Annotated in this window: 17 protein-coding genes; 3 read left to right on the top strand and 14 right to left on the bottom strand. The window is 73.9% G+C overall.

What is annotated here, in order from left to right; all coding sequences use genetic code 11:
- Positions 1-29: 29 nt before the first annotated feature.
- Entirely contained in the window at positions 30-941 is a 912-nt protein-coding gene (locus FRAAL_RS13035; protein WP_011604131.1) for an oxygenase MpaB family protein, read from the bottom strand.
- A 272-nt stretch (positions 942-1,213) separates the two neighbouring features.
- On the opposite strand from FRAAL_RS13035, the gene FRAAL_RS13030 reads away from it, so the two are divergent.
- Positions 1,214-1,942 carry a hypothetical protein gene (locus FRAAL_RS13030; RefSeq protein WP_011604130.1) on the top strand — a complete coding sequence of 243 codons (729 nt, stop codon included), beginning with the start codon at positions 1,214-1,216 and terminating at the stop codon, positions 1,940-1,942.
- A 75-nt stretch (positions 1,943-2,017) separates the two neighbouring features.
- Here the strand turns inward: FRAAL_RS13030 and FRAAL_RS13025 are convergent, their stop codons facing one another.
- From FRAAL_RS13025 to FRAAL_RS13005, 5 genes are all read right to left on the bottom strand, one after another.
- Entirely contained in the window at positions 2,018-2,896 is an 879-nt protein-coding gene (locus tag FRAAL_RS13025; RefSeq protein WP_157892086.1) for an SAM-dependent methyltransferase, read from the bottom strand.
- 130 nt (positions 2,897-3,026) lie between these two features.
- The gene (locus FRAAL_RS13020) at positions 3,027-3,725 is read right to left on the bottom strand and encodes a response regulator (RefSeq protein ID WP_011604128.1); all 699 of its coding nucleotides are present in this window, start codon (positions 3,723-3,725) and stop codon (positions 3,027-3,029) included.
- Positions 3,722-5,257, bottom strand: a complete 1,536-nt coding sequence (locus FRAAL_RS13015; RefSeq protein ID WP_011604127.1) for a DUF7134 domain-containing protein — start codon at positions 5,255-5,257, stop codon at positions 3,722-3,724. The genes FRAAL_RS13020 and FRAAL_RS13015 overlap by 4 nt, the downstream gene beginning before the upstream one ends.
- A 4-nt stretch (positions 5,258-5,261) precedes the next feature.
- Positions 5,262-6,098 (bottom strand): ABC transporter permease, encoded by an 837-nt coding sequence (locus FRAAL_RS13010; RefSeq protein ID WP_011604126.1) that lies wholly within the window; start codon positions 6,096-6,098, stop codon positions 5,262-5,264.
- Positions 6,095-7,090: an ATP-binding cassette domain-containing protein gene (locus FRAAL_RS13005; protein ID WP_011604125.1), complete on the bottom strand. Its 996-nt coding sequence runs from the start codon at positions 7,088-7,090 to the stop codon at positions 6,095-6,097. The genes FRAAL_RS13010 and FRAAL_RS13005 overlap by 4 nt, the downstream gene beginning before the upstream one ends.
- Before the next feature lie 249 nt (positions 7,091-7,339).
- Between FRAAL_RS13005 and FRAAL_RS13000 the strand changes: the two genes are divergently transcribed.
- Positions 7,340-7,942 carry a sigma-70 family RNA polymerase sigma factor gene (locus FRAAL_RS13000; RefSeq protein ID WP_231861628.1) on the top strand — a complete coding sequence of 201 codons (603 nt, stop codon included), beginning with the start codon at positions 7,340-7,342 and terminating at the stop codon, positions 7,940-7,942.
- A gap of 6 nt (positions 7,943-7,948) precedes the next feature.
- On the opposite strand, the gene FRAAL_RS12995 is transcribed toward FRAAL_RS13000, so the two are convergent.
- The 5 genes from FRAAL_RS12995 to FRAAL_RS12975 all read right to left on the bottom strand — a co-directional run bounded on the left by FRAAL_RS12995 (position 7,949) and on the right by FRAAL_RS12975 (position 15,305).
- The gene (locus FRAAL_RS12995; protein WP_011604123.1) at positions 7,949-9,388 is read right to left on the bottom strand and encodes a right-handed parallel beta-helix repeat-containing protein; all 1,440 of its coding nucleotides are present in this window, start codon (positions 9,386-9,388) and stop codon (positions 7,949-7,951) included.
- Positions 9,389-9,456: 68 nt separating this feature from the next.
- A complete protein-coding gene (locus FRAAL_RS12990) occupies positions 9,457-11,895 on the bottom strand; it encodes a hypothetical protein (RefSeq protein WP_157892085.1) in 2,439 nt (812 codons plus the stop codon).
- 13 nt (positions 11,896-11,908) lie between these two features.
- On the bottom strand, positions 11,909-13,150 hold the full coding sequence (locus FRAAL_RS12985; RefSeq protein ID WP_050997111.1) for a hypothetical protein: 1,242 nt from the start codon (positions 13,148-13,150) through the stop codon (positions 11,909-11,911).
- A gap of 188 nt (positions 13,151-13,338) precedes the next feature.
- Positions 13,339-14,910, bottom strand: a complete 1,572-nt coding sequence (locus FRAAL_RS12980) for a hypothetical protein (protein WP_011604120.1) — start codon at positions 14,908-14,910, stop codon at positions 13,339-13,341.
- A complete protein-coding gene (locus tag FRAAL_RS12975) occupies positions 14,907-15,305 on the bottom strand; it encodes a hypothetical protein (protein ID WP_011604119.1) in 399 nt (132 codons plus the stop codon). Before FRAAL_RS12975 ends, FRAAL_RS12980 begins: the two co-directional genes overlap by 4 nt.
- Before the next feature lie 419 nt (positions 15,306-15,724).
- On the opposite strand from FRAAL_RS12975, the gene FRAAL_RS33975 reads away from it, so the two are divergent.
- On the top strand, positions 15,725-18,019 hold the full coding sequence (locus FRAAL_RS33975) for an Hsp70 family protein (protein WP_011604118.1): 2,295 nt from the start codon (positions 15,725-15,727) through the stop codon (positions 18,017-18,019).
- On the opposite strand, the gene FRAAL_RS33005 is transcribed toward FRAAL_RS33975, so the two are convergent.
- The 3 genes from FRAAL_RS33005 to FRAAL_RS12960 form a co-directional block, all read right to left on the bottom strand.
- Positions 18,016-18,189 (bottom strand): hypothetical protein, encoded by a 174-nt coding sequence (locus tag FRAAL_RS33005; protein ID WP_011604117.1) that lies wholly within the window; start codon positions 18,187-18,189, stop codon positions 18,016-18,018. The two genes, FRAAL_RS33975 and FRAAL_RS33005, sit on opposite strands and share 4 nt — an antisense overlap.
- 153 nt (positions 18,190-18,342) lie before the next feature.
- Positions 18,343-21,960, bottom strand: a complete 3,618-nt coding sequence (locus tag FRAAL_RS12965; RefSeq protein WP_011604116.1) for an AAA family ATPase — start codon at positions 21,958-21,960, stop codon at positions 18,343-18,345.
- Positions 21,961-21,985: 25 nt separating this feature from the next.
- Positions 21,986-23,380, bottom strand: a complete 1,395-nt coding sequence (locus FRAAL_RS12960) for a hypothetical protein (protein WP_157892084.1) — start codon at positions 23,378-23,380, stop codon at positions 21,986-21,988.
- Positions 23,381-23,408 lie beyond the last annotated feature (28 nt).

The following is a 23,408-nucleotide window of genomic DNA, read 5'->3' as shown; positions in this document are numbered from 1 at the left end:
CCGCCACAGCAGAGATGCCGCCACAGCACCTACACGGGGCACATGGGCGTCGGGGCGTTGCGGTCCCGAGGTCCCGAGGCTTCCTCCGCGCGTAGGTGTGTGCCGAGTCGGTCGATCTCGTAGCCGTCGGGGTAGACGCTCGCGATCAGGTCGAGGACGACCTTCGGCGCCCGCTTGTCGGTGGCGTCCTGGGCCGCGTGCTCGCGGGTGGCGCGGTGAACCCGTTCCCGGTAGGCGGCGTCGGGATAGTCGTAGCCCAGGGCCGCGACGATGCGGGGATCGGTCAGGCTCATCAGGACCTTCTCCACCCGCGGGGCGATGTGCGCCGGCACGACGGTCGCCAGCAGCCGGAGCGCGGATTCGGCGAGCCGCCGGTTCGCCGGGGCGAAGCGCACCTGCCGGTCGAAGTAGTCGTCGCGGAAGGCGACCATCTCCGCGACGGTGGCGGGCACGTCCCGGATGTTCATGTGCAGGGCCTGCACGCGCTCGAATTCGACGACGCCGCGCACCTCGTGCTCGGTGAGCTCCCGCCAGCCGTACTCCCGGGCCGCCGTGAGCTGGCCGAGGGTGGTCTCGACCGACACGGCCGTGAAGTCCTCCGCGGTGATCGCGTACTTGCGGTGCATCTCGTTCATCCGCCGCAGCGCGTCGCGCCCCCGACCCGGCACGAATCCGTGGGTCAGCATCTCGTGGTGGATGAGCATCTGGTCCACCAGCCGTTTGCGGTTCCGGAACTCCAGCTCACCGGTGCGAATCAGGATGCGGGTCATCCGGGGCGGCGAGATCGTCGCGAAGAAGCCGGTCGCGATCTGCGGCAGCAGGGCCCGCTGGAAGTCGCGGTGAAAAAGATGGGCGATCTCCCGGGCATTCTCGACGGGATCGAGCGCCAGAATCCTGTCCCGTAACGCGTAGGGGTCCCTGTCGTGACTGCTTGTGCTCATCGGTCGTCGCCTCCGCTCGCACGCCGGTCGAGCCTCGATCGGGCGCTCGCCGGCCCCACCGGCCTCCGGTGCCCCTCATTTAGTATGACGAAATCACGTGGATGTCCAGGGCTGCTCGGACGGTGGGTGACGCGATGGATGCCGGTCGGCGGTTGACGGTGGTCACCGGGCCTCTCCGGTGGTATCGGACCTGGTCGTTCGTTCCTCGCGGTGATGCTCTGCGGCGAGCGTGGTCCGAGGCGAGCACTCCCCGCGACGGGGATGTGCGATTCGTGCTGTGCTCCCTGGCGGATCGGCCCGCCGGTCCGGGTCCATGGTCGGAGTGGGAGGGCTGGCCGTCCCACGCCGACCGGGCGTACCAGGGCGAGGCGGCCGACCTGCTGTTGGTGACCGTCCGGGCCAGGGTCGCCCGGGACTTCCGCGGGGGTCTGTCCTTCGACGTCCACCGGCCGGGCGCCGATCCCCAGGACGCCTGGACCTCGGCGGGACCGTCCTCGCCGGGATCGACTTCGGCGGCAGCGTCCTCGGCGGGACCGACCTCGGCCGGAATGCTGATCGCCGAGGTCCCCGAACCCGACTGGCTGGTACACCGCCTGCTGACCCACCGGGGCCGGCTCCCGCGGGCACCTGACCCGGCGGCCCGGCACGCGTGGGACGAGCGGGTCGAGTACGCCCTGGTCACGGGCGACGGTCGGGAGCTGTGGCTCTCAGGCAGCATGGGCAGCTCGGAGGTCGTGGCCGCGGTCGACTGCCAGGAGTCCGACGAGCGGGTGGCGGTCCGGGTGCGCATCGGGGTGGATCCGGCCCGCCCTCGTCCCCGGCCGCCGCGGGCCGGGAGCGAGGGCGGACTTCGCTACCAGGGCAGCACCGGAGCGGCCCGGCGCTGGACCACCAGCACCCGGCTGGCCCTGCCCCTCGGGGACCGAGCCGTCCACGACGTGGGGCGCCCCGACAACGCCGCCCGGAGCGCGGCCCGGGAGGCCTGGCGGCGGGGACGGTGACCGCGAGGGCGTCACCGTGGTCGCCGGCCGCTCCCCTGGGTACCGGCCCCGGCCCCTCCACGTGCCGTGACGCGACTACACCTTGCGGGCGACGCCGCCGTAGGCGCTGACCTGGGCGTCGGTCAGGTCGGCCGGGATGGCGCCGTCGGGACGCCAGCGGTGCACCAGCTGCACCCCGGGCTCGACCAGCTCCAGCCCGGCGAACAGGCTCTCGACCTCGGCCAGGCTGCGCAGCCGGGTGGGAATGCCGCGGCGCCGGTAGGCCTCGGCCGCGGCCGCCACCGCCGGATCGATGTCACCGGTGCCGTGACTCAGGACGAGGTAGCTGCCCGACGGCAGCGCCTCGAGCAGCTGGCGCAGCAGGCCGTGCGGGTCGTAGGAGTCGGGGATGAAGTGGAAGATCGACATTAGGGACAGGGCGACCGGCCGGCGCAGGTCGAGGGTGTCGCGCAGTTCGGGGGCGCCCAGGATGCGCTCGGGGTCGCGCAGGTCGGCGTCGAGGTAGGCGGTGGCGCCCTGCGGGCTGCTGGCCAGCAGGGCACGGGCGTGCGTGAGCACGATCGGATCGTTGTCGGCGTAGACGACCCGCGAGTCCGGGGCGATGCTCTGGACGGTCTCGTGCAGGTTCGGCGAGGTGGGGATGCCGGTGCCGATGTCGAGGAACTGGCGGATCCCGACCTCACCGGCGAGGAAGCGCACCACCCGAGTCATGAAAGCCCGGCTCGTCCGGGCGGCGGTGGCCACGTTCGGGGACGCGATCAGGGCCTGCTCGGCGGCTTCCCGATCGGCGGGAAAGTGGTCCTTTCCGCCGAGGTAGTAGTCGTACATCCGGGCTGAATGCGGCTGGTCCGTCCGGAGATCCACCGGGCTGCGCTCCTCGACGAGACTCTGCCACCACCGCCCGCCCGCCGGGTCCCGCTCGCCTGCTCCCGTCACCGCGGCCAGCCCCCTCACATCAGGACGAACACCTCTAATCACCCTAACCGCAGCGGGTTCTCGTCCGCAGCGGAGGTCGGCGCCGGCCTGCGCAGGGAGCCGCTGCCAGGTCAGGCAGGTCAGGCAGGTCAGGCAGGTCAGGCGCCGCTCAGGTCGTCCCCGGCTGGGTGGGTGGCCGGTCGGAGGGGCGCACGAGGCCCGTCTCGTAGGCGAAGACGACCGCCTGCACGCGGTCGCGCAGTTCCAGCTTCGCGAGGATCCGGCCGACATGGGTCTTCACGGTGGCCTCCGACAGCACGAGGTGCGCCGCGATCTCGGCGTTGGAGTGTCCGGCCGCGACCTCGCCCAGGACGACCAGCTCGCGGTCGGTGAGGCGGGCCAGGCGGGGATCGGCGGGAGCGCGCGGGCTGTCCGGGTCGGGCAGCCGATGGGCGAAGGTGTCGAGCAGCCGGCGGGTGATGCTCGGCGCGACCACCGCGTCGCCGACCGCCACCGCCCGGATCGCGGACAGCAGGTCCGCCGGACGCACGTCCTTGAGCAGGAAGCCGCTGGCACCCGAACGCAGGGCCGCGTAGGCGTACTGGTCGAGATCGAAGGTGGTCAGGATGAGGATCCGGGCCGTCCCGCCGGCGGCGATGATCTGACGGGTCGCCTCGATCCCGTCCATTCCGGGCATCCGGACATCCATGAGCACGACGTCGGGTGCGAGCTCGGCGGTCAGCCGGATCGCCTCCGCGCCGTCGCCCGCCTCCCCGGCGACGGTCAGATCGGGCTGCGAGGACAGCACCATCCGGAAGCCGAGGCGCAGCAGCGGTTGGTCGTCCACGAGCAGGACCGAGACGGTCACGAGGCCACCCGCTGCGCCGCGACCGGCCGCGGCACGGGGCCGCCCAGCATCGCGCCGCCCAGGGCGGGGCTGTGCTGGGCGGGGCTGTGCTGGGCGGGGCCGTGCTGGGCAGGACCGTGCTGGGCGGGACCGTGCTGGGCAGGACCGTGCTGGGCGGGGTTGCCCGGCACGGCGCCGTCGGCGGACGCGACCGGCTCGGGATCGGCGGGCAGCCGCGCGTGGACGCGCCAGCCGCCCGTCGGCCGCGGCCCGGCGACCACGATGCCGCCGAAGGCCGCCACCCGTTCCCGCATCCCGACGAGCCCCTGCCCCCCGGAGCCGCCGGGCACGCCAGAACCGCCGGGCACGCCAGAACCGCCGGGGCCGTCGAGGATTTCGACCTCGAGTGCGCCGGCGCCGTACCGCAGCCGGACCTGTGCCGTCGCCGCGGGCCCGCCGTGCTTGAGGGTGTTGGTCAGGGCTTCCTGGACGAGCCGGTAGACGCTGAGCGCGGCGCCGCCGGACAGCACGAGCGGCTCGCCGCTGATCTCCATGGTGACGGGCAGGCCGGTCGCCCGGACCTGCTCGACCAGTCGGTCGAGGTCACCGAGACCGGGCTGGGGCGCGCGGGTGTCCTGCTGCGCGTCGTCGCGCAGGATGCCGAGCAGCCGGCGCATCTCCCCGAGCGCCTCCCGGCCGGTGTCGGACACGGCCTGGACCGCCCGGCCGGCCTCGGCGGGGTCGGTGTCGAGGGTGAACGCCACCCCGTCCGCGAGGGCGATCATCACGGAGAGATTGTGGGCGACGACGTCGTGCATCTCGCGGGCGATGCGGGCCCGTTCGGCCGCGGCACCCAGGCGGTTCTGCTGGTCGCGTTCGCGTTCGAGGCGGGCCGCGCGGTCCTCCAGGTAGGCCAGCCGCGCGCGGCGCCCACCGATGTTCACCCCGGTCGCGCAGGCCGCGATCATCATGCCGGTGAGGAACACGAAGGCGCTGAACATCTCCCGCACCGGCGGCCCGCCCCAGCGCACCGCCGCCAGCACCACCCCGAGCTCGGTGACGCCGGCCGCGAGCAACGTCCAGCGGCGGGGCCGGGCCGCGGCGACGGAGTAGAGGGCGATGAGCAGCGCCGCGTCGCCGGGCGAGGTCACGTCGAGCAGCCACTGGACGAAGGCGATCGCGGCGAGCAGGGCGAACACCGCCAGCGGCCGCGACCGCCGCCAGATCAGCGGAACCAGCAGCACGGCCGCGAACACCAGGCCCGGCGCCTGCCGCTCGGGATGCAGCACCGCGGCGATCAGCGCCAGCGCCGCGCACGGCAGCACGATCGCCGCGTCGACCCCGGTCGGATGCGCCGCGAGCAGCCGCAGCAGCCGACCGGGGCTGCGCGGGCCGGGCAGATCGTCGACAGCCACGTCGAGGGCCACGGGCTCCATTGTGCTCGCGGCGGCGCTCGCGACGACCCGCCCGAAGGCCCGACCGATGCCCTGCCCGAGGGCCCGGCCGATGCCCCGCCGGATGCCCCGACCGGTGCCCCGCGCCGAGGAGGCCACGAGGCTAGGCGTCCCGTCGCCGCAGGACCACCGCCGCGGCGGCCAGCAGCACCGCCGCGTACCCGCAGAACAGCCCGAAGCCGGTCCAGGGCCCGAGCGAGGAGGAGTCCCGCACGACGGTGAAGATGTCCTGGCCGGCGCTGCTGGGCAGGTACGGGTCGATGTTGTTCGACCAGCTCGACGGCAGGAAGTTGACGATCAGCGGCAGGATCAGCAGCACCCCGAACAGGGTGGCGATCCCGCCGGCGGTGCTGCGGACCAGCGCGCCGAGAGCGACCCCCAGCAGGGCCACGACCGTCAGATAGAGGCCGCCGCCGAACACGGCGGTGAGGACACCCGGATGACCGAGCGTGGTGTCGATGTGCTTCGACGACAGCATCGCCTGGCCGCCGACGAAGGCGACGAACGACGAGACCGTCATCAGCACGAGCGTGACGACCGCGAACACGATCGACTTCGCCCACAGCACCGGCAGGCGGTGGGGCACCGCGGTGATCGTCGCGCGGATCATGCCCGTGCCGTACTCCCCGCTGAACATCAACACGCCGAGCACGCCGATCGCGAGCTGCGCGAGGAACACGCCACTCAGACTCGTGTTCGTCGGATCAAAGGTGAGCCGGTCGATCGGCGACTCCTGATCCCAGTGGCTGGCCTGCGCCCACGAGATGAGGATGCCGAGGGCGACCACAAAGACGATCGCCGCGAGCAGGGAGAACAGGGTCGAGCGCAGGGACCGCAGCTTCGTCCACTCGGACAGCAGGACCCGGCGCTGGGTGACCCCGTAGCCGGCCTGCGCCGTCAGCTCGCCGCGCACCGGTCGCACGTCCGCCACCGTCGTCATGATCTCGCTCCCGCCCCGTGCGTCTCCACGCGGGCGCCGCCCGCCGCCTGCGCCGGCCCGTCCCCCGGCTGGTGCGGCAGCGCCGCCGCCGAGCCGCCGTGGTACTCGACGGCGTCATGGGTCAGCGCCATGAACGCCTCCTCCAACGACGCCTGCCGCGGCGTCAGCTCGGACAGTGCGATGCCGGCCGCGGCCGCGACCTCGCCGATCCGATCGCTCGGCAGCCCCGACACCTCGAGCACGTCGGCGCCGTCCGCGCGGATCGTCACGTCCGCGGACAGCAGCAGATCCCGCAGCTCCGGCGCGCGCGGCGACCGGACGTGCACCACGTTCTCGGAGGCGCCGGCGACGAAGTCCGCGACGGACATGTCCGCGATCAGCCGGCCCTGCCCGATGACGACGAGATGCTCGGCGGTGAGCGCCATCTCGCTCATCAGGTGGGACGACACCAGCACCGTGCGCCCCTGCGCGGCCAGATCCTGCAGCAGAGTGCGGATCCAGCGGATGCCCTCCGGGTCGAGACCGTTGACCGGCTCGTCGAGGATCAGCGTCCCGGGATCCCCGAGCAGCGCCGCGGCGATGCCCAGCCGCTGCCCCATGCCCAGCGAGAAGCCCCCGGCCCGCTTGCGCGCCACGCCGCCCAGCCCGACGAGCTCGATGACGTCGGCGACCCGGCGGCGCGGGATGGCGTGGGTCTGGGCGAGAGCCAGCAGGTGGTTGTAGGCCGACCGACCGGTGTGCACCGACCGCGCCTCCAACAACGCACCGACCTCGCACAGCGGTGCCCGGAAATCCCGGTACCGCTGCCCGTTGATCAGGACGCTGCCCTCGCTCGGCTGGTCCAGACCCACGATCATCCGCATCGTCGTGGACTTTCCCGATCCGTTCGGACCGAGAAATCCGGTGACGATGCCCGGCCGGACCGTGAAACTCAGCTCCGACACGGCGACTTTTTCGCCGTAGCGCTTGGTGAGACCTTGCACCTCGATCATTGCTGATCGCCCATCTCTAGGGATCCAAGTCCAGCAGTGCCGAACCTAATCCGCTGGCAACGTCGCAACGACGGCCCACAGAGCGATCTTTGCGGCGCCGACGTCCTCCTTGCGGCGTACCCGCCTACGCCGCAGGAGGTATCCGGCCCCGCCGAGGTAGGGCTAGCCCTCCGGCCGGATCGGGTCCGCCCCCGCAGGCGTAGGGAGCGCCTGGTATCGGGCGCGGCGCCGAACGGCGACGGTCGTAGCATGACGCAATCGCCTGCGAACACGGTGGAACCGCCTGCGATGTCGGTGGAACCGCCTGCGATGTCGGTGGAACGGCCTGCGGTGTCGGTGGAACCGCGGACGGCGGATGACCATTTCGACGAGCTCGTGCGCCTGCACCGGACGACCCTGCTCGCCTACGCGACCCGGTTGACCGGCGGCGACCGCGGGCGGGCGGAGGACGTCGTGCAGGAGACCTTTCTGCGCGCCTGGCACCACCTCGACCGGTTGACCCCCGAGCGCGGCTCGGTCAACGGCTGGCTGCGCCGGGTGGCGCACAACCTCGTCGTCGACGGCTACCGGGGACGTCGGGCCCGGCTGACCGAACTCGAGCTGGAGCCCGAGCACACCGAGGTCCAGGCCCAGCCGGACCACGCCGAATCGGTGCTGGTCGCCGCCACCGTGCAGGCGGCGCTGGGCCGGATCTGGCCCGAGCACCGGGCCGCCCTCGTCGAGGTCTACCTGCGCGACCGCACCTGCGCGCAGGCGGCGGCGGCCCTCGGCATCCCCGAGGGGACGGTGAAGAGCCGGGTGCACTACGCACTGCGGACCCTGCGCCGGCAGGCGGAGCTGACCGTCCTGTAGGGCGCGTCAGGGACGGGACGCGGTGCGGCCCGCCGGGATCGCCATCGGACCCGGACCCGGACCCGGACCTGCAATGGTGCCGGGAACGCCGTCCCGGCGGGTCGCGACGCCACGCATCCGCAACCGCGACGCCTGCGTCGCCAGCCGTACCGCCTCGCCGCCGGTGCCGCCGATCACGCCGCCGTCGATCGAGACCGCCCGGTCCGTCTCGACCAGAACCCCGGGCCCGCGGTCGCCCACCAGCTCCGTGTCCGTGACCGTGGCCCGGGTACCGGGTCCGAGCACCAGGGCGGCGCCCGCCGTGCCGCGTACCCGGCTGCGGGACAGCCGCGGATGCGCCGACTCCCGCACCTGGATGCCGACGTCGACGTCGCCGATGTCGAGCCCGACCAGCCGCGGCGCCGCGGCGTCCTCGACCGACACCCCGAGCGGGCTGCCGTGCACGCGGACGCCGTCCAAGCAGGCCGTCGAGGCGCCGAGCAGGAGGACCCCCACGTCACCGCAGCCGACGATCTCCCCGCCGAGGAGGGTCGGGCGGGCGTCACCGTCGACGACGACCCCCGCCGCAGCGCTGCCACGCACCGCACAGCGCTGGATCTCGGCCGCCGACCGACCCGAGACGTGCAGCCCGTGGCCGGCGGGGCTGTCGACCACGCACGCGACCAGGCTCGGCGCGGCCAGGTCCACGGTGACCACCGCCGGACCGGCGGTGTCGCGAAACCGGCAGTTCTCGACGGTCGGCCGGGCCCGGTCGGCGACATAGAGACCGACCTGACCGCCGTCCACCAGCGAGCCGACCATCCGCAGGCGGCAGTCCGCCCGGGCGAGGACCGCGGCGCTGGACAGCGAACTGATCCGACAGCGGTCCAGCAGCGCCGCTCCCGTCCCGGCCGCCAGCACACCCACGCCCTCGACGTCCGTGAACGCGCAGCCGCGCAGGATCGGCGTCGCCCCGCCCGACACGGTCAGACCGGCACCGCCGATGCCCGCCAGGGCGACGCCGACGAGTTCGGCGAGGCCGGCGGAGACCACCACCCCGGCGCCGGCGGGATTGCCGATCCGGCCCCCGACCACGCGGGTCCGCCCGCCGCGCAGGTGCAGCGCCACCGCCGCGGTCGCCCGCAGATCGCAGGTGTCCATCCGCAGCCGCCCACCCACAACACGGATCAGCGACGCTCGCTCGTCGCCGCCACGGATCTCCAGCCCCCGCAGCCTGATGTCCCCGTCGGCGACGAGCAGGGTCCCCCCGGGCGGTACCTCGATCACGACGCTGCCCGGGCCCTCGCGCGCGACCAGGGTCACGTCCCGGGTGAAGACGAGTGACTCCCGGTACAAGCCCGGGCGCAGCGCCACCGTGCCGCCCGGATCGGCGACGGCCAGCGCCCGGGCGATCTGCGCCGCACCCTCGGCCGGCGCGGCGAGGTCGGACCGAACGGCTGCGGTCATCGCGAGGCTCCCTGGGGCGGGGTGGCGGGGTGGCCGGGTGGCCGGGTGGCCGGGGCCGGGTGGCGGGGTCACGTCGTCGCGGCCGGTCCCAGGGCGTCGGCCAGGCGGGCGCCGTCGGGCGCGAAGGCGCGGCCGCCGGCGCCGACGCCGAGGGCGAACCGCAGTCGCTCGGGCAGCGCACCGTCCGGCCCGCCGGGCGCACCCGCCCCGCTCGCGGCGGGAGGCCGGTCGGCGAGCACGTCGCGCAGCCGCCCGAGCGCGCGCTGCGCCAGCGCGGCGTCGACCCGGCCACCGACCACCTCGCGCAGCAGCACCCGCGTGGGGGCCTCGCCGGCTCCGGCGCGGCCGTCCTCGTCCTCGGTCGCCCGGTCGACGGCGAGGACGACGAACCGGGTGCCGGCCACGAACAGGGCCTCGCACGACGAACCGCCCGGCGTCGCGTCCGCACCGAGCCACGTCGTCCGGCGGGCCGTCGAGGACCAGATCACGTACTCCACGGTGCGTCCCGGCAGCTCCCAGGGGGCCGTCGACATCTCGAGGAAGGCGGGTTCGACGAGCATGTCCCCCGGCCGGTGACGCGAGAGCACGTCCGGGCTCGCAGCCGCCGGGCGGAACACCGGGCCCACCACGGCCGGTAGCCGACCGAGGCCGGCCTGGACGCAGCGGGCCAGCAGGATCAGGCCGTCGTCGTCCGGCCGCCGCTCGGCGCTGCGCAGCGCCGCGTTCACCGACCGGCCGGCGGAGTCGAGCCGTCCCGCCGCCGAGAGATAGGCGCGGACCGCGACCAGCCCGGCCAGCAGGTCGTCCGCGCCGGCTCCCGCCCGCAGGCCCGGCTGCAGGGCAAGGGCGCCCATCACGGCGCGTGCGTGCGTCTCGTAACGCCACCCGAGCAGCGTCCGCAGCCGGTCCCGGTCCTCCACCGTCACCCGCGGCAGCACCGCGAGCCAGGGCAGGAGGTGCCCGGTGTCAGCCCGGTCCGCGCCGAAGCCGCCACCGGCGGCGTCCCAGCCGGAGCGGCCTCCCTCGAACCGGCCGCTCCCGAACCGGTCGCTCCCGAACCGGTCGCCCTTGGCGTGCGCCCCTTCGAAGCTGCCGTCGCCGGCGACCTGACGGGGCACGCGCGCCGCTTCGTGGGTCCCGTCCGCGGAGCTGTCGGTGGCCGTGGCCTCGGTCGGCTCGGGCAGAGGAGGCGCGTTACCGGGGACGTGGTGGGGGGCCGCCGCCAGGTCCCGGCCGTGGCCTGGAGCCTCCTCGACCGCGGACTCCACCGCGGAGCGGACCGGAGCCGCCGCGGGCCGGGTGCGAGTGTCAACGGGCGGCGTCCGCCGATGCCAACGCGAGCCGGGCCGCGCCCCGCCGCCCACGTCGGCCCCCGGATCCGTGCCCTGCGAGGGTGCCTGCGCCGGCGACCGCTCGACCGGAGCGGAGGGCCCCTGGAGACCGGACCCGGGGGGCGGGGACCCGGGGGGCGGGGAAGCGGGGGGCGGGGATGGGGATGCGGGAACCGGCAGTGACCAGGGCGTCGCCGTGGGAAGGGCGCGCCGGACGACAGGCGGAATCGGACCCGGAGCGGACGGTTGCCCTGCAGCCGGCGTGGCAAGCGCCGCAGGTAGCGGCACCGGCGCGATCGCCGGCACCGGCGCGGGGAGCGGCCTGGGTTCGGCCGGCTCGGCCGGTTCGGCCGTGCGAACCGGTGCAGCGCGCTCGCCCGCGCGCGCCGCCGCGAGCCCCTCGTGCGGCAGCCACGGGCCGACGGCCGTCGACGCTTCCGCTTCGTTTCGCCCATCGGCCGGCACGGACCATCGGCGGAACGACGTTCCGGTGATGGCCCCGCCCGGCAGCAGCAGGACACCGGCGTCCGCGGTGTACACCGGAACTCCGACCCCGGCGAGCAGTGCACGGGCCAGGGCGGCCAGTCGGTTCGGCGCCGGCTGCGGATGCGCCAGGACCAGCAGCGGCCGGCCGCGCCACTCGGGACAGGCACGGATCAGCCGGGCCAGCAGTGCGGGCGGGACGGGGCGACCGTTGATCTGGAAGCCTGCCGGGCCGGTGCTCAGGTGAACGGTGAACATCCCGGGTGGGGCCACCGGCAGCCGCGTCGCAGCGGCCAGGTCCGGCTCGAAGAACCGACCGGCGGCGGTGGCGAGGGTGCCCTCGAGCAGCCGCGCCAGGATCGGTTCCGTCGGCTCCTGCGGGGGCGTTGCCCGTGCCCGTCCGGCGCGATCCCGCGGGGCCGGTGACGGCGAGGCCACCAGCCGCGGCACCGGCCGGCCCGCGGCGGTCCATCCGACGCTCGTCTCGGGGAACAGCCACCCGGAAACCGCACCGAGGGGAACCGGATCCGGACCCGACCCCGCGCCGGGTCCCGGGTGGTGGTCGACGGCCTCGGTCTCGTCGTACCGGTCAGCCCAGTCGGGCCAGGCATCGGCGACAGGCACGGGCACGGGCACGGTGGCGGTGGCGGTGGCGGGTTCGGCACCGACGAGATAGCCGGTGGCGAGGCTCATGGCGTAGCCGGCTTCATGTCGGGTCCTCACGAGGCCCGGACCCGCGCCGAGGTCCCCCACGGTCACGACGCGTCCGGGCGACGGACTCGCCCGACGGCGGGACGATCGACGCTCCCTCGTCCTGCGGCCGCCGACTCAGCACGGCCGCCAGCACGCGGTGCAGGACGACCTCGTCGATCCGCTCGGCCGGTTCGCCGTGCTCCAGGTGCCACCGGAACCCCTGCTCCGGCGCGATGCCGTACTCGCGCAGGTAGTAGCCGACGGCGTCGGTCCACACCCACCTGCCGTCCGTGCGAAACGTGCCCGGCACGACGTCCCCTCGGGCCGGGTCGAGGAGGTCCGGCATCGGCGAGGAGCCGCCGAAGAGGGCGACGCCGTTGTCCAGGTAGCCGAGCAGGCGGGCCCGAACGGCCACGTTGGTGATCCGGGGCCGGTCCGGGGCGAAGTGCGGTCCGGTGACCGGGTCGGCCGCGTCGAACACCCGGGCGACCGACACGCCGAGCGCCGGTTCACGCGACCAGAGCAGGGCTCCGCACAGGCGGGCGAGGGTCTGGTAGGAGGGCGTTTCGGCACCCACGACGCTCACCTCGACCTGCGGGTCGGGCTCCCCGGCGGCGGCCAGCGCGGTCTGCAGCCGTGCGGTCACCTCGGCCGGGTGTCGCGTACCCGCCTCGATCGTGACGGCGAAGACCCGCTTCGGCGGCGCCCAGGGCTCGCCCGCGGCCGGAACCCGCCAGGTCCGCCACAGGCCGGCGGCGTCCGGCTCGGCCAGGACAGCCGCGAGAATCGCCTGTTCGGTGTCGGCCAGCTCGGACGGCCCCACGCCGGCGGTCAGATCGACGGGCAGGGATGTCGCCGTCCCGTCGGCGTAGGGATCACCGGAGCGGAACTCCCAGGCGGTCAGGGGACGCTCGGCGATGGGCAGGGTATCCAGCGCTCCCAGCCGCCCGTCCTGCTCCTGCCCGGCGGCCCTGAACTCCTCCCGGGCCAGCCCGATCTCGGCGCCGCCGACGTCGAGCCGGCCGGCGGCCACGGCAAGCGTGATCGCCTGGGCGAGGTCGAACCGCCGGCCCTGCGCCAGCCGGAAACGCGCCGCGCTGATCAGCTCGTCGGGCAGGAAGCCGGCGAGGCCGAGCAGCGCCCGATGCCAGGCGTCGGCCATCCGTTCGTCACGAGCGTCGGAAGCGACACCGTCGATGCCTCCCGCCGACACGACGCTGGGCGGGGCCTCGGTCACCAGTACCTCCAGGGTCACCAGTACCTCCAGACTTGCCGGAACAGCTTGCCGTCGGGTCCACCGGCGCGGGCCCGTTGGCCGCAGCACGGCCCTGTCGGGCCGCCTGGTTCACAGGTGGGCCGCACAGGGCACCCATGGAACGGACTCGCCGGGCTTCGGGGTGGGCAAACGCGCGGGCTCCGCACCCACCGCCACGCCCGTGGCGCCTACACCGGGCTGGTCGTCGTTCCCGCGGGCGTCGGCGTCCCCGACGCCTCGGTGTTCTGGCCCTGGCTGTCACCCGGCCCGGGCAGCGGCTGGCCCTGACTCACCTGGAGGGTCGCGTCCGGCCCACCGTTCACCATGCCCGACAGCGCCCCCACCGGCTCACGACCCCGTTGGGTCAACGGCTCGACCCCCCGCTCCACCTGCTCGGTCTGCTCCTGCGTCCGCGCGGCCGGCGGATCCGAAACGTCCGCCTCGCGACCCCGTGGGGTCAACGGCTCGACCTTCCGCTCCACCTGCTCGGTCTGCTCGGTCTGCTCCTGCGTCCTCGCGGCCAACGGATCCGACACGTCCGAACGCTCCCGCACCTCACCGGCTACGGGCGTCGTCGTTCCCGCGGGCGTCGGCGTTCCCGACGCCTCGGTGTTCTGGCCCTGACTGTCACCCGGCCCGGGCAGCGGCTGCCCCTGACTCACCTGGAGCGTCGCGTCCTGCCCGCGCCTCACCATGCCCGACAGCGCCCCCGCCGGCTCCCGACCCCGCTGGGTCAGCGGCTCCCCCGCCCGCCCGGGCACCACCTCGTTCGACGCCTCCACCGATCGACTGCGCAGGCCCGGCGTCAGCGGATTGACTCTGCCCTCGGTGGGCTCGCCGTCCTGGGGCTTCTCCGACCGGCGGAACTGTTTCCGGCCGCTCGTTCCCGCCACGCTGTTCAGCCTTTCCGTCGCGGTCTGATAGGCGTCCTGCAGCGTGGTCGAGAGTTCCCGGGCTCGCGCGTCGAGCGTGTCGAGTTCGCCGTCGATCCAGGTGGTCACGGCGGTGCTGGCGGCGCTCCACACCGGGGGCTGGGCCAGATCGCCGCTGAAGTCGGCCATCCCGCTCGGGAGTCCACCCACGGCGGACGAGGAGTAACCGGCGAGAACCTGCGCCACCGTCGCCGTCGTCACCGGTTGACCGAAAAGATAGTTCTGCATGTTGGCCGCGATAGCGTTGATCCCGTCGGCGGGCCCGTTGTGCAGCGCTGATTTCTGGTAGGCGTCAGCCATCCCCCGGCCGAACGTGGCCAGCGCCTCGCCCACGGTGTGCAGCGTGTCGGCGATCGTCGGTGGACCGGCCAGTAAGTCGTGATAGGCGGACACAGCCTCGGCCAAGGCGTTCACACTAGTGAAGATCTCCCCCGTCGCGGTCCCGGCGGCCGGTGCGTCGCCGCCACCGAACAACTGGGCGGCGTTTGTCAGGTCGGCGCCGGCCGCACCGAGATGGTCGGTGTGCAGCCGCACCGTCTGCTCGGCGTCCCACAGCCGCCGGACGTCCATGAGACCCAGTGTCCCGGCGGCCAGCTCGTCGACGATGCCGTCCAGGGTCGACACCGCGGAACCCCAGTCCGCCAACGCCTGGATGTTGAGGCCGACGGTGAACAGCGGGCTGCCGAAGGGGCCGTAGGTCCACCATCCGGGAGTGCCGAAGGTGATCCAGCCACCGACCGGAGACGCGGCACCCCGCAGATCCGCCTTGACACCCGTGACAGCCGCCAGCGCGGAGGCGAAGTCGGTCAGCGTCCCCGGCTCACTCACAACTGCTCGGTACCCTCGCGCCGGCTGCGCACGGTGCCCAGTGAGCGCACGGTGCCCAGTGGATGCCCCACCGCCTGGTCGAACTGCTCCGCGGTGACGGTGGCCAGGTCCTCCGTGTCGTTGAAGATCGATCGTCCCTGAGCCAGGGCCGCGCGCAGGTCGGTCACCCCGTTGACCAGGAAGTCGTTGGTCTCACTGATCATGCCGAACAGCGAGGTACCGGCGCCGACCAGGTCGACGGCCGGCGCCCAGGTCTGACCAGCCGGTTGAAGCTGCACGTCGGCCGTCAGCGGCAACGGACCGGCCGCGCCGTCCGTGAACTCCTGCAGGGTTCCACCCAGCTGGCCGATCAACTGATCGTACTTGGCCGAGTCGAACTCGATGGTGCCGCTCACCGCAGTCCTCTTCGCATGCTCACTGCACGGCGCGAGACCGGTCCCCGGTTCAGGCATGCCAGCAGACGATCATGGCGGCCCCACCTTGGTGGGAGTGTTTCCCCGCCGGGACCGGGATGCCACCCCTGCCTCCCCTTACCGAAAAAGGGCTCGGACGGAGAATGTCCGACAGATGAAATGTAGGAGAAGGCGTTGTCGGTTGCCGCCGAAGGACATCGGCTCCCGTCGAGCGGAACATCCCCGCGACCTGCCCGGTCCGCCCAGCTCAGAAGCCATTCCTCGACGCGACGAGACCAGTCGGGGGCCGATGTTCCGGGGACGTACTAGACCGTGGTCTATACCCCAGGTAGCTTGCTAGAGGTAGACATTTCGGGAGGAACCATGCGATCGATCGGCTCACCCCGGCGGAGTCCGATCCGGTGACGTACGGCCTCGGCATCGATCTCGGGACCACCTTCACCGCGGTGGCGATCGGCTGGCCCGACCGCAGGGAGATGGTCAGCCTCGGTAATCGCAGCATCGTCGCCCCCACGGTCGTCTACGCCGGCCGCGACGGGCACCTGCTGACCGGAGATGCGGCCGACCGCCGCGCCCTGCGGGAACCCGATCGGGCGGCACGGGAGTTCAAGCGCCGGCTGGGCGATCCGACCCCGGTACTCCTCGGCGACGCGCCGTACTCGCCGGCCGCGCTGCTGGCCGCAGTGCTGCACGACGCGGTCGGCAGTGCGATCCGGCTGCAGGGTGGACCTCCGCAGCAGATCGTCCTGACCCGGCCGGCCGTGTGGGGGCCCTACCGCATGGAGCAGTTCGACGAGGTCCCGCGGCTGGCCGGGCTGGTCGACGTTACCCTCGTGACCGAGCCGGTGGCCGCGGCGACCTACTACGCCACCGGCCGGCGCTTGTCCGACGGCGACGTCATCGCCGTGTACGACCTCGGTGGTGGCACGTTCGACGCCGCGGTGCTGCGGATGGAGGCGGGCCAGGCGCGGATCCTCGGCAACCCGGAGGGCATCGAGTGGCTGGGCGGCGCGGACTTCGACGAGGCGATCCTCCATCACGTCGACCGGGAGCTCGACGGCGCCGTCACCGCGGCCGATCCCCGCGACCGCGACAGCGCCGTGGCGCTGTCGCGGCTGCGTCAGGAGTGTGTCCTGGCCAAGGAGGCCCTGTCCGCCGACGAGGACACGGTCATCCCGGTGCTGCTGCCGGGAATCCGTCAGGACGTCAAGCTCGGCCGGGCGCAGTTCGAGGAGATGATCCGACCTGCGATCGAATCCACGGTCGAGGCGCTGCACCGTGCACTGAGCTCCGCCGAGGTCAGGCCCGACGACCTGTCGGCGGTGCTGCTGGCCGGCGGCTCCTCACGCATCCCGCTGGTGGCCCGGATGATCGAGGCGGCGACGGGGCGCCCCACCGTCGTCGACGCGCATCCCAAGCACGTCGTGGCACTCGGCGCGGCCGGGGTCGCCGCGCTGCTGGCTCCCGCCGCCCTCCCGCCACCGGCGCCCCCAGGGCCGACCACTCCCGTCCCCGCCGGGCAGGCCTCCCCCGCCGCGGCGGCTCTCCCCCTCGTCGCCGACTCCGGCAATCACGGGCAGGGCGCTGCCAGCCCGCCGGTCGGGGCGGTGGGTGCGGTCGACCAGGACGGAACTCCCCCAGCGGGCACCGCCCCCGGCACCGACACCGGTGAGCCCGCAGCCGGCGCGGACGACGGCACCGGACCGCCGGCCGGCCCCGGGGTTCAGGACGGCGAGAACCAGGACGGCCAGGGCCGCCTCCGGAGCCGGGGCCGGGGCCGAAACAAGGAACGCGAGGAACGCGGCAAGGACGGGGACAAGACGGCCGACCCGGCGAGGCGAGCACGCGCTCGGCGCCGACGGCAGATCCTCATCGGCTCCGTGGGCATCCTGGTGGCTCTCGCGGTGGGAGGCACCGCGGTGGCACTGGGCGTCGACAACTCGGACTCCCCCAGCCTGGCCTCCTCCGCCGCCGTCCCACTGACACCACAGCGCACCGCTGCGCCGACCGGACCGCCGACCGGGCCGGCGACGTCGGAGGCCATCGACCTGACCAGTGGCACGGCGGCCACCTCCGACCCGCCGACTCCGGCGGCCACCTCCGCTCCGGCAGGCGTCCCACCGGCCGCGGTCACTCCCGCGGGTCAGGCCAGCCGGCTCCCGGCCAACCCGGCCAGGCCAGCTCCGGCGCCTTCGGCAGCCGCTCCGAAAGTGGCCCCGGCCGCGGCGCCCGCGCCTGCCCCCGCCGCAGCCCCCGCCCCGGCCCCGGCCCCACGGGTCACCGCCGTCCCGGCGCCGGGGCCGCAGACCTCCTGGACGTTCGTCAACGTGTCGACCAGTCTGTGCCTGGACAGCGACGCCTCCGGAGCGGCCTACACGAAGGGCTGCAACGGCGGCGACTACCAGCGGTGGAAGCTGGTGCAGGCGAGTGGCGGATACCAGCTCAAGGACCTCGCGACGGGCCTGTGCGAAGGGGCCAGGTCGAACATCGGGTCGGACGGCACCAAGTACCAGGGCTCGGTGTACACCGCGGCCTGCGCCAGTCAGGCGAGCCTGACCTGGAGCTTCGCGACCAACTCGTTCGGTTACCAGTTCACCAACGTCGCCACCGGGGAGTGCCTCGACAGCAACGGGCAGGGACGTGCCTACACCCAGGACTGCAACGGGGGGAACTTTCAACACTGGTCCCGCAACTAGAGGCCGGTGACCTGATCCAGCCCTTCGACCCCCATGGTCTCGAGGCCGAACGCCCAGTCCCCGAGGGATCCACTGGCGAGCAGGGAGCGGTCGGCGGGCGGGATGACGGCATAGGTCTCGCCGACGGCAAGGAGGCGGGCCGTCGTCGGATCGGCCCCGTACCGCTCCACCAGGTCCAGGGGGTCACGCCGAGGGTGACGGTGAGGCAGAACGGCCGGTAGCGGACGACGGCCTCCCACCCGTGTTCCAGGGGCGACTGGGTCATTTCACGCTCCGGATCTGACCGTGGCCGGTAAACATCCAGGCGACGTCCCCGGGACTCCTCAGCGGGCGAGAGCCGCCGTCACGTCGCCCGGGAGAAGGTTCTGCAGGTCGTCCACGGTCGGATCGGGCATCTTGCGCAACCGGCTCGCCTGCCGGGTGATGGCCTTGTCCAGAAGCTGGCGGGCGTAACGGCCGTTGCCGAACGTCTCATCCCGGCGCAGCGTGTCGAAATGCTTCCGGAGGACCTGCAGGGTGCCGCCGTGCGGCTCGTAGCCGCCGGCGCGGGCGAGATTCTCGAAGATCGCCACAAGCTCGTCCGCCGAGTAGGAGGCGAACCGGATCTGATGGCTGAACCGGGACGCCAGCCCCGCGTTGCTCGCCAGGAACTGCTTCATGTCGCCGGTGTAGCCGGCGGCGATGACGACGATCTCGTCGCGGTGATCCTCCATCAGCTTCACCAACGTGTCGATCGCCTCCCGGCCGAAGTCGTTGCCCTGGCCGCGCGAGGACGACAGGGCGTACGCCTCGTCGATGAACAGGACGCCGCCACGGGCCTTGTTGAAGACCTCCGTCGTCTTCACCGCGGTGTGGCCGACGTACTGCCCGACCAGGTCGGCGCGCGACACCTCCACCATCTGCCCGGTGCGCAGGACGCCCATCGCGGCGAGCAGCTCGCCGTAGAGCCGGGCCACCGTGGTCTTGCCGGTCCCGGGTGGCCCGGCGAAGACCAGGTGGCGGGACATCGACGGCGCCGGCAGCCCGGCCTCCGCGCGGGCCTTGGCCGAGGCGATGAGGTCGACCAGGTCGGCGACCTCGCGTTTGACCTCGTCCAGGCCGATCATCGCGTCGAGCCGCTGCATCAGGGCGTCGACCACCTGACGCTGGCCCGCCGCCGCGTCCCGGCCGCGAGCGGCGGTCTCTGCCAGGTCCTCCGGCAGCAGCCGGGCCAGCTCCAGCTCGGGGGCGTCCGGGGTGGTGGCCAGCCGGTACGCCTGGCGGCCCAGCATCTCCTCGAACACCTGGCGGGCGGCCCGGGCGTTGCCGAAGGTCTCCGTGCGCGGCAGGGTGTCGAAGTGCCGGCGCAGGGCCTCCTGCGTCTCGTACTCCAGGGCGTAGTGGTGCTTGCGGCACAGCCGCTCGACGATGGTGACCAGCTCGGTGCTGGAGTAGCTCTCGAACTCGATGGTCTTGGAGAACCGGGAGGCCAGGCCCGGGTTGGCAGCGAGGAAGGTGCGCATCTGCGGCGAGTACCCGGCGACCACCACGACGAGTTCGTCACGCCGGTCCTCCATCAGCTTCACCAGCGTGTCGATGGACTCCCGGCCGAAGTCGTGCCCGCCGCCGTCCGCCGGCGACAGGGTGTAGGCCTCGTCGATGAACAGCACGCCGCCGAGCGCCGCCTCGAACTTGGCGGTGGTCTTCACCGCCGTCCCGCCGACATGCTCCGCGACGAGGTCCGCGCGGGCGACCTCCACCATCTGCCCGCCGGGCAACACCCCGAGGGCGGCCAGGATCTTGCCGAACAGCCGGGCGATGGTCGTCTTGCCGGTTCCCGGCGGTCCGGCGAAGACGAGGTGCCGTGACATCGGCGGCGCGTGCAGCCGGGCCTCCTGGCGCCGCTTGGCCACCTGGTGCAGCCCGACGAGCGTGGCCACCTCCCGTTTGACCCCCTCCAGCCCGACCAGCGCGTCGAGCTCCGCCAGCAGCGCGGTCACCGGATTCGACCCGTCCGGCGGGTCGGCGGACGGTCCGCCGCCGACGGAACCCGGGTCGGGGCGGGAATGCTCCCGCTGGACGGCGATCGGATCGCCCGGATCCTTCTCCGGTGCGGCGGATGGCGGTGCGGCGGATGGCGGTGCGGCGGGAGGCGGTGAGCCCGCGGGGTTTCCCGTCCGGGACGGCGGGGAGGGGTCCGGCATCCGGGTCGGGTCACCCCCCGCGGGGGAATGCGGCCGGTCCGCCGGCTGCGGTGCCCAGCGCGAGGCGGCGTCGGCATCCCGATCGACGGCGCCGGGGTCCGCGGGCGACCAGTCGGCGGCGGCCCGATCCGAGGCGTCATGCGGCGACTGGGGCGCGGGGTCGGCCACGCGGGCCGGGGGCGGCGCGGGAAGCTCGATGTTGTTGTGGCCGGTCTCGACGCCGCTGATGCGCAGCTCGGTGGTCGGCGTCGCGGTCCGCACCGCTTCCCCGCCGTTGCCGCGCATCACGCCGCCCTGGATGACGACCGGCCGGTTGGTCTCCACCAGTACGCCGGGCCCGGCGTTGCCGACGAGTTCGGCGTCGGAGACCGTCGCCTGCGTGCCGGGTTCGAGCACGAGCCCCGGGCCGGTCGTGCCGTGCACGCGGATCCGGGACAGGTTCGGGTGGGCGGCGTCGCGGACCAGGATGCCGGCGTCGCGCGCGCCGTCGACCTCGACGCCGGTGACCGAGGGCCGCGCCGCCGCGGTGATCTCGATGCCGATCCGGCACTGCGTCAGCGTGGAGTTGTGCAGCTCGGTCGTGGCCGCCCCCGCCAGCCGCACCCCGGCCCGGCTGGCACCACGCACGCGGCCGTCCTCGAACCGGCCGGCACCACCGGCGGCGTGCAGCCCGTAGGCGACGTCGCGGAGGTCGAGCCCGCCGAGCAGCGGCGCCGCCGAGCCCTCGATCGACACCCCGATCGGGCTGCCGTGGATGCGGACGCCGCGCAGCCGGGCAGCCGACTCACCGAGCAGCAGGACGCCCACGTCACCGCAGTCGGCGAGCTCCCCGCCGACGAGGACCGGCCGGGCCGTCTCGTCGGCGACCACCCCGGCCGCGCCGCTGGCCCGCACGACGCAGTGCCGCAGCTCGGCGGCCGACCGGCCGGTGGCGTGCAGCCCGTGGCCGGCCGAGTTCTCGATCAGGCACTCGACGAGGGACGGCGCGGCCTGCTCCACGGTGATCACGCCGTGTGCGGTCACCTTCCCCAGCCGGCACCGTTCCAGAACGGGCTGGGCCCGGCCGGAGACGTAGAGGCCGACCTGACTGCCGTCGATCTGGGTGTCGACCAGCCGTGCCCGGCTCTCCTGCTGCACGAGGACGGCGACACTGCTCGCCGAGCTGATCCGGGAGCCTTCGATCCGCGGTGCCCCGGTGCCGGTCGCCACGACCCCGAACCCGTCCAGGCCCGCGAAGGTGCAGTGCCGGAACGTCGGCGCCGCGCCGCCCGCCACCACGAGGGCGGGTCCGCCGGTCGCCTCCACGGCGACCTCGGTGAACTCGGCGACGCCGGCGTCGACCACCACCCCGGAACCGTGCGCGTTCTCGATCCGGCCGGCGCGCACCCCGACCCGTCCCCCGCGCACATGGAGGGCCGCGGACGCGGTGGCCTCGAGCTGGCAGTTGTCCAGCCCCAGCCGCCCGCCCGCCGCCTGTACCAGCGGCAGCTCCTCGTCGCCCCCGCGCACGGTCAGGTCCCGCAGCCGGATGTCGCCGCCCGCACACAGCAGGGCCGATCCGGTGGGCACCTCGATCACGACGCTGCCCGGCCCCTCCTCCGCGACCAGGACCACGTCGCGGGTGAAGACGAGCGACTCCCGGTACACCCCCGGCCGGACGGCCACGGTGTCCCCGGGCCCGGCCGCGACGAGCGCGCGCCCGATCGCTGTCACACACTCGGCGTCCGTGGCGGAGACGGACAGGACGGCTGCGGTCATCGCTGGCTCCTTGGGCTCGGGCAGGTCACGACGCGTCGACGGCGGCGAGGGGCTCCTCGTCCAGCAGCGCCACCCCCATCTGCGGCACGACCCACACGGCGTCCTCCTCCTGCCGTGGGCTCAACAGGTGCGCGAGCACCCGGTGCAGAGCCACCTCGCCGACCTCCAGCGAACCGTCGAGCGGCAGCGACTCGTCGAGCGGCAGCGACTCGTCGAGCGGCAGCGACGGGTCAAGCGCCGGGCCTCGCGCCTCGGCCACGTGCCGCATCAGGTCCGGGTCCGGGGCGAGGCCGTGCTCGTCCAGGTAGTAGCTGGTCGCGTCGGTCCACACCCAGCGGCCGTCCGTGCGAAACGTCATGGGCACCACCTCGCCGCGGGCCGGGTCGACGACGTCGGACATCAACGAGGAGGTGTCGAGGATCGGCACGCCGGCATCCAGGTAGCCGAGCAGGGCATCACGAAGCCCCAGGTCGTCGATGCGCGGCCGGTCCGGGTCGAAGCTGGGGCCGTCAACCGGGTCGACCTCGTCGAACGTCCGGGCCACCGACACCTCGACGGCCGGTTCACGCGCCCACAGCAGGGCGCCCGACATCTGCGCGAGACGCTGGTAAGGGGGCGGTTCCTCGCCCGCCGTGCACACCTCCACCTGCGGTGCCGGTTCCCCGGCGGCCAGCAGCGCGGCCTGTAGCCGCGCCGCCATGGCGGCCGCCGGCTCCGACCGCGGCTCGGCCGTGACGACGAACACCCGCTTCGGCGGCGGCCACGACGACCCCGCGGCCGGAGTCCGCCAGGAACGCCACAGGCCGACGGCGCCCGGCTCCGCCCCGGCCGCCTCGACGACGGCCGCCTCGACGGCGTCCAGCACGACCGCCGCGTCCGGGGCGGTCAGGTCGAGCGGCAGCACCGCCGCCGGCCCCCGCTCGTCCGCGCCGACGGAGCGGAACTGCCAGGCGCTCGGCACCCGCTCGCCGAGCGGTAGCGCGTCGAGCACTCCCACCACGTCGCCGTCGCCGTCGCCGTCGCCCGCGCCGTTGCCCGCGCCGTTGCCCGCGCCGTCCTGTCCGGCGGCGGTCAGCTCCTCCCGGGCCAGCCGGATCTCCTCGCCCCCGAGGCTGAGCTGGCCGGCGGCCACCGCGAACGCGACCGCCCGCGCGAGGTCGAGCCGCCGGCCCGCGGCGAGCCAGGTGCGTGCCTCGGTGACCAGCTCGTCCGGCAGGTAGCCGGCGAGGCCGAGCAGCGCCCGGTGCCAGGCGTCGATCATGGCGGCGTCATCCCCGACACTGATCACGGTCGCCCCGAGCGTCACCGTCGCCTCACCGACCTCGGGGACGTCCTCGCCTCCCAGCTCGCCTCCGGCCAACGCCGCCGGCGCCGTCGCTGGTGGAGGAGGCGGGAGTGGGACTGCCGGGGTCTCGGTCATCTCCGCCTCCGTGAACCGTGCCCGCCGG

It is taken from the genome of Frankia alni ACN14a, from assembly GCF_000058485.1.
Taxonomy (GTDB): Bacteria; Actinomycetota; Actinomycetes; order Frankiales; family Frankiaceae; genus Frankia; species Frankia alni.
Note: the sequence above shows the minus strand (reverse complement) of the source record. Positions and strands in the feature narration are given on the sequence as shown.

Coding starts and splice junctions, on each gene's coding strand:
- FRAAL_RS13035 (WP_011604131.1), bottom strand. CDS start 941: ATGAGCACAAGCAGTCACGACAGGGACCCCTACGCGTTACGGGACAGG.
- FRAAL_RS13010 (WP_011604126.1), bottom strand. CDS start 6,098: ATGACGACGGTGGCGGACGTGCGACCGGTGCGCGGCGAGCTGACGGCG.
- FRAAL_RS13005 (WP_011604125.1), bottom strand. CDS start 7,090: ATGATCGAGGTGCAAGGTCTCACCAAGCGCTACGGCGAAAAAGTCGCC.
- FRAAL_RS13000 (WP_231861628.1), top strand. CDS start 7,340: ATGACGCAATCGCCTGCGAACACGGTGGAACCGCCTGCGATGTCGGTG.
- FRAAL_RS12995 (WP_011604123.1), bottom strand. CDS start 9,388: ATGACCGCAGCCGTTCGGTCCGACCTCGCCGCGCCGGCCGAGGGTGCG.
- FRAAL_RS12990 (WP_157892085.1), bottom strand. CDS start 11,895: ATGAGCCTCGCCACCGGCTATCTCGTCGGTGCCGAACCCGCCACCGCC.
- FRAAL_RS12965 (WP_011604116.1), bottom strand. CDS start 21,960: ATGACCGCAGCCGTCCTGTCCGTCTCCGCCACGGACGCCGAGTGTGTG.
- FRAAL_RS12960 (WP_157892084.1), bottom strand. CDS start 23,380: ATGACCGAGACCCCGGCAGTCCCACTCCCGCCTCCTCCACCAGCGACG.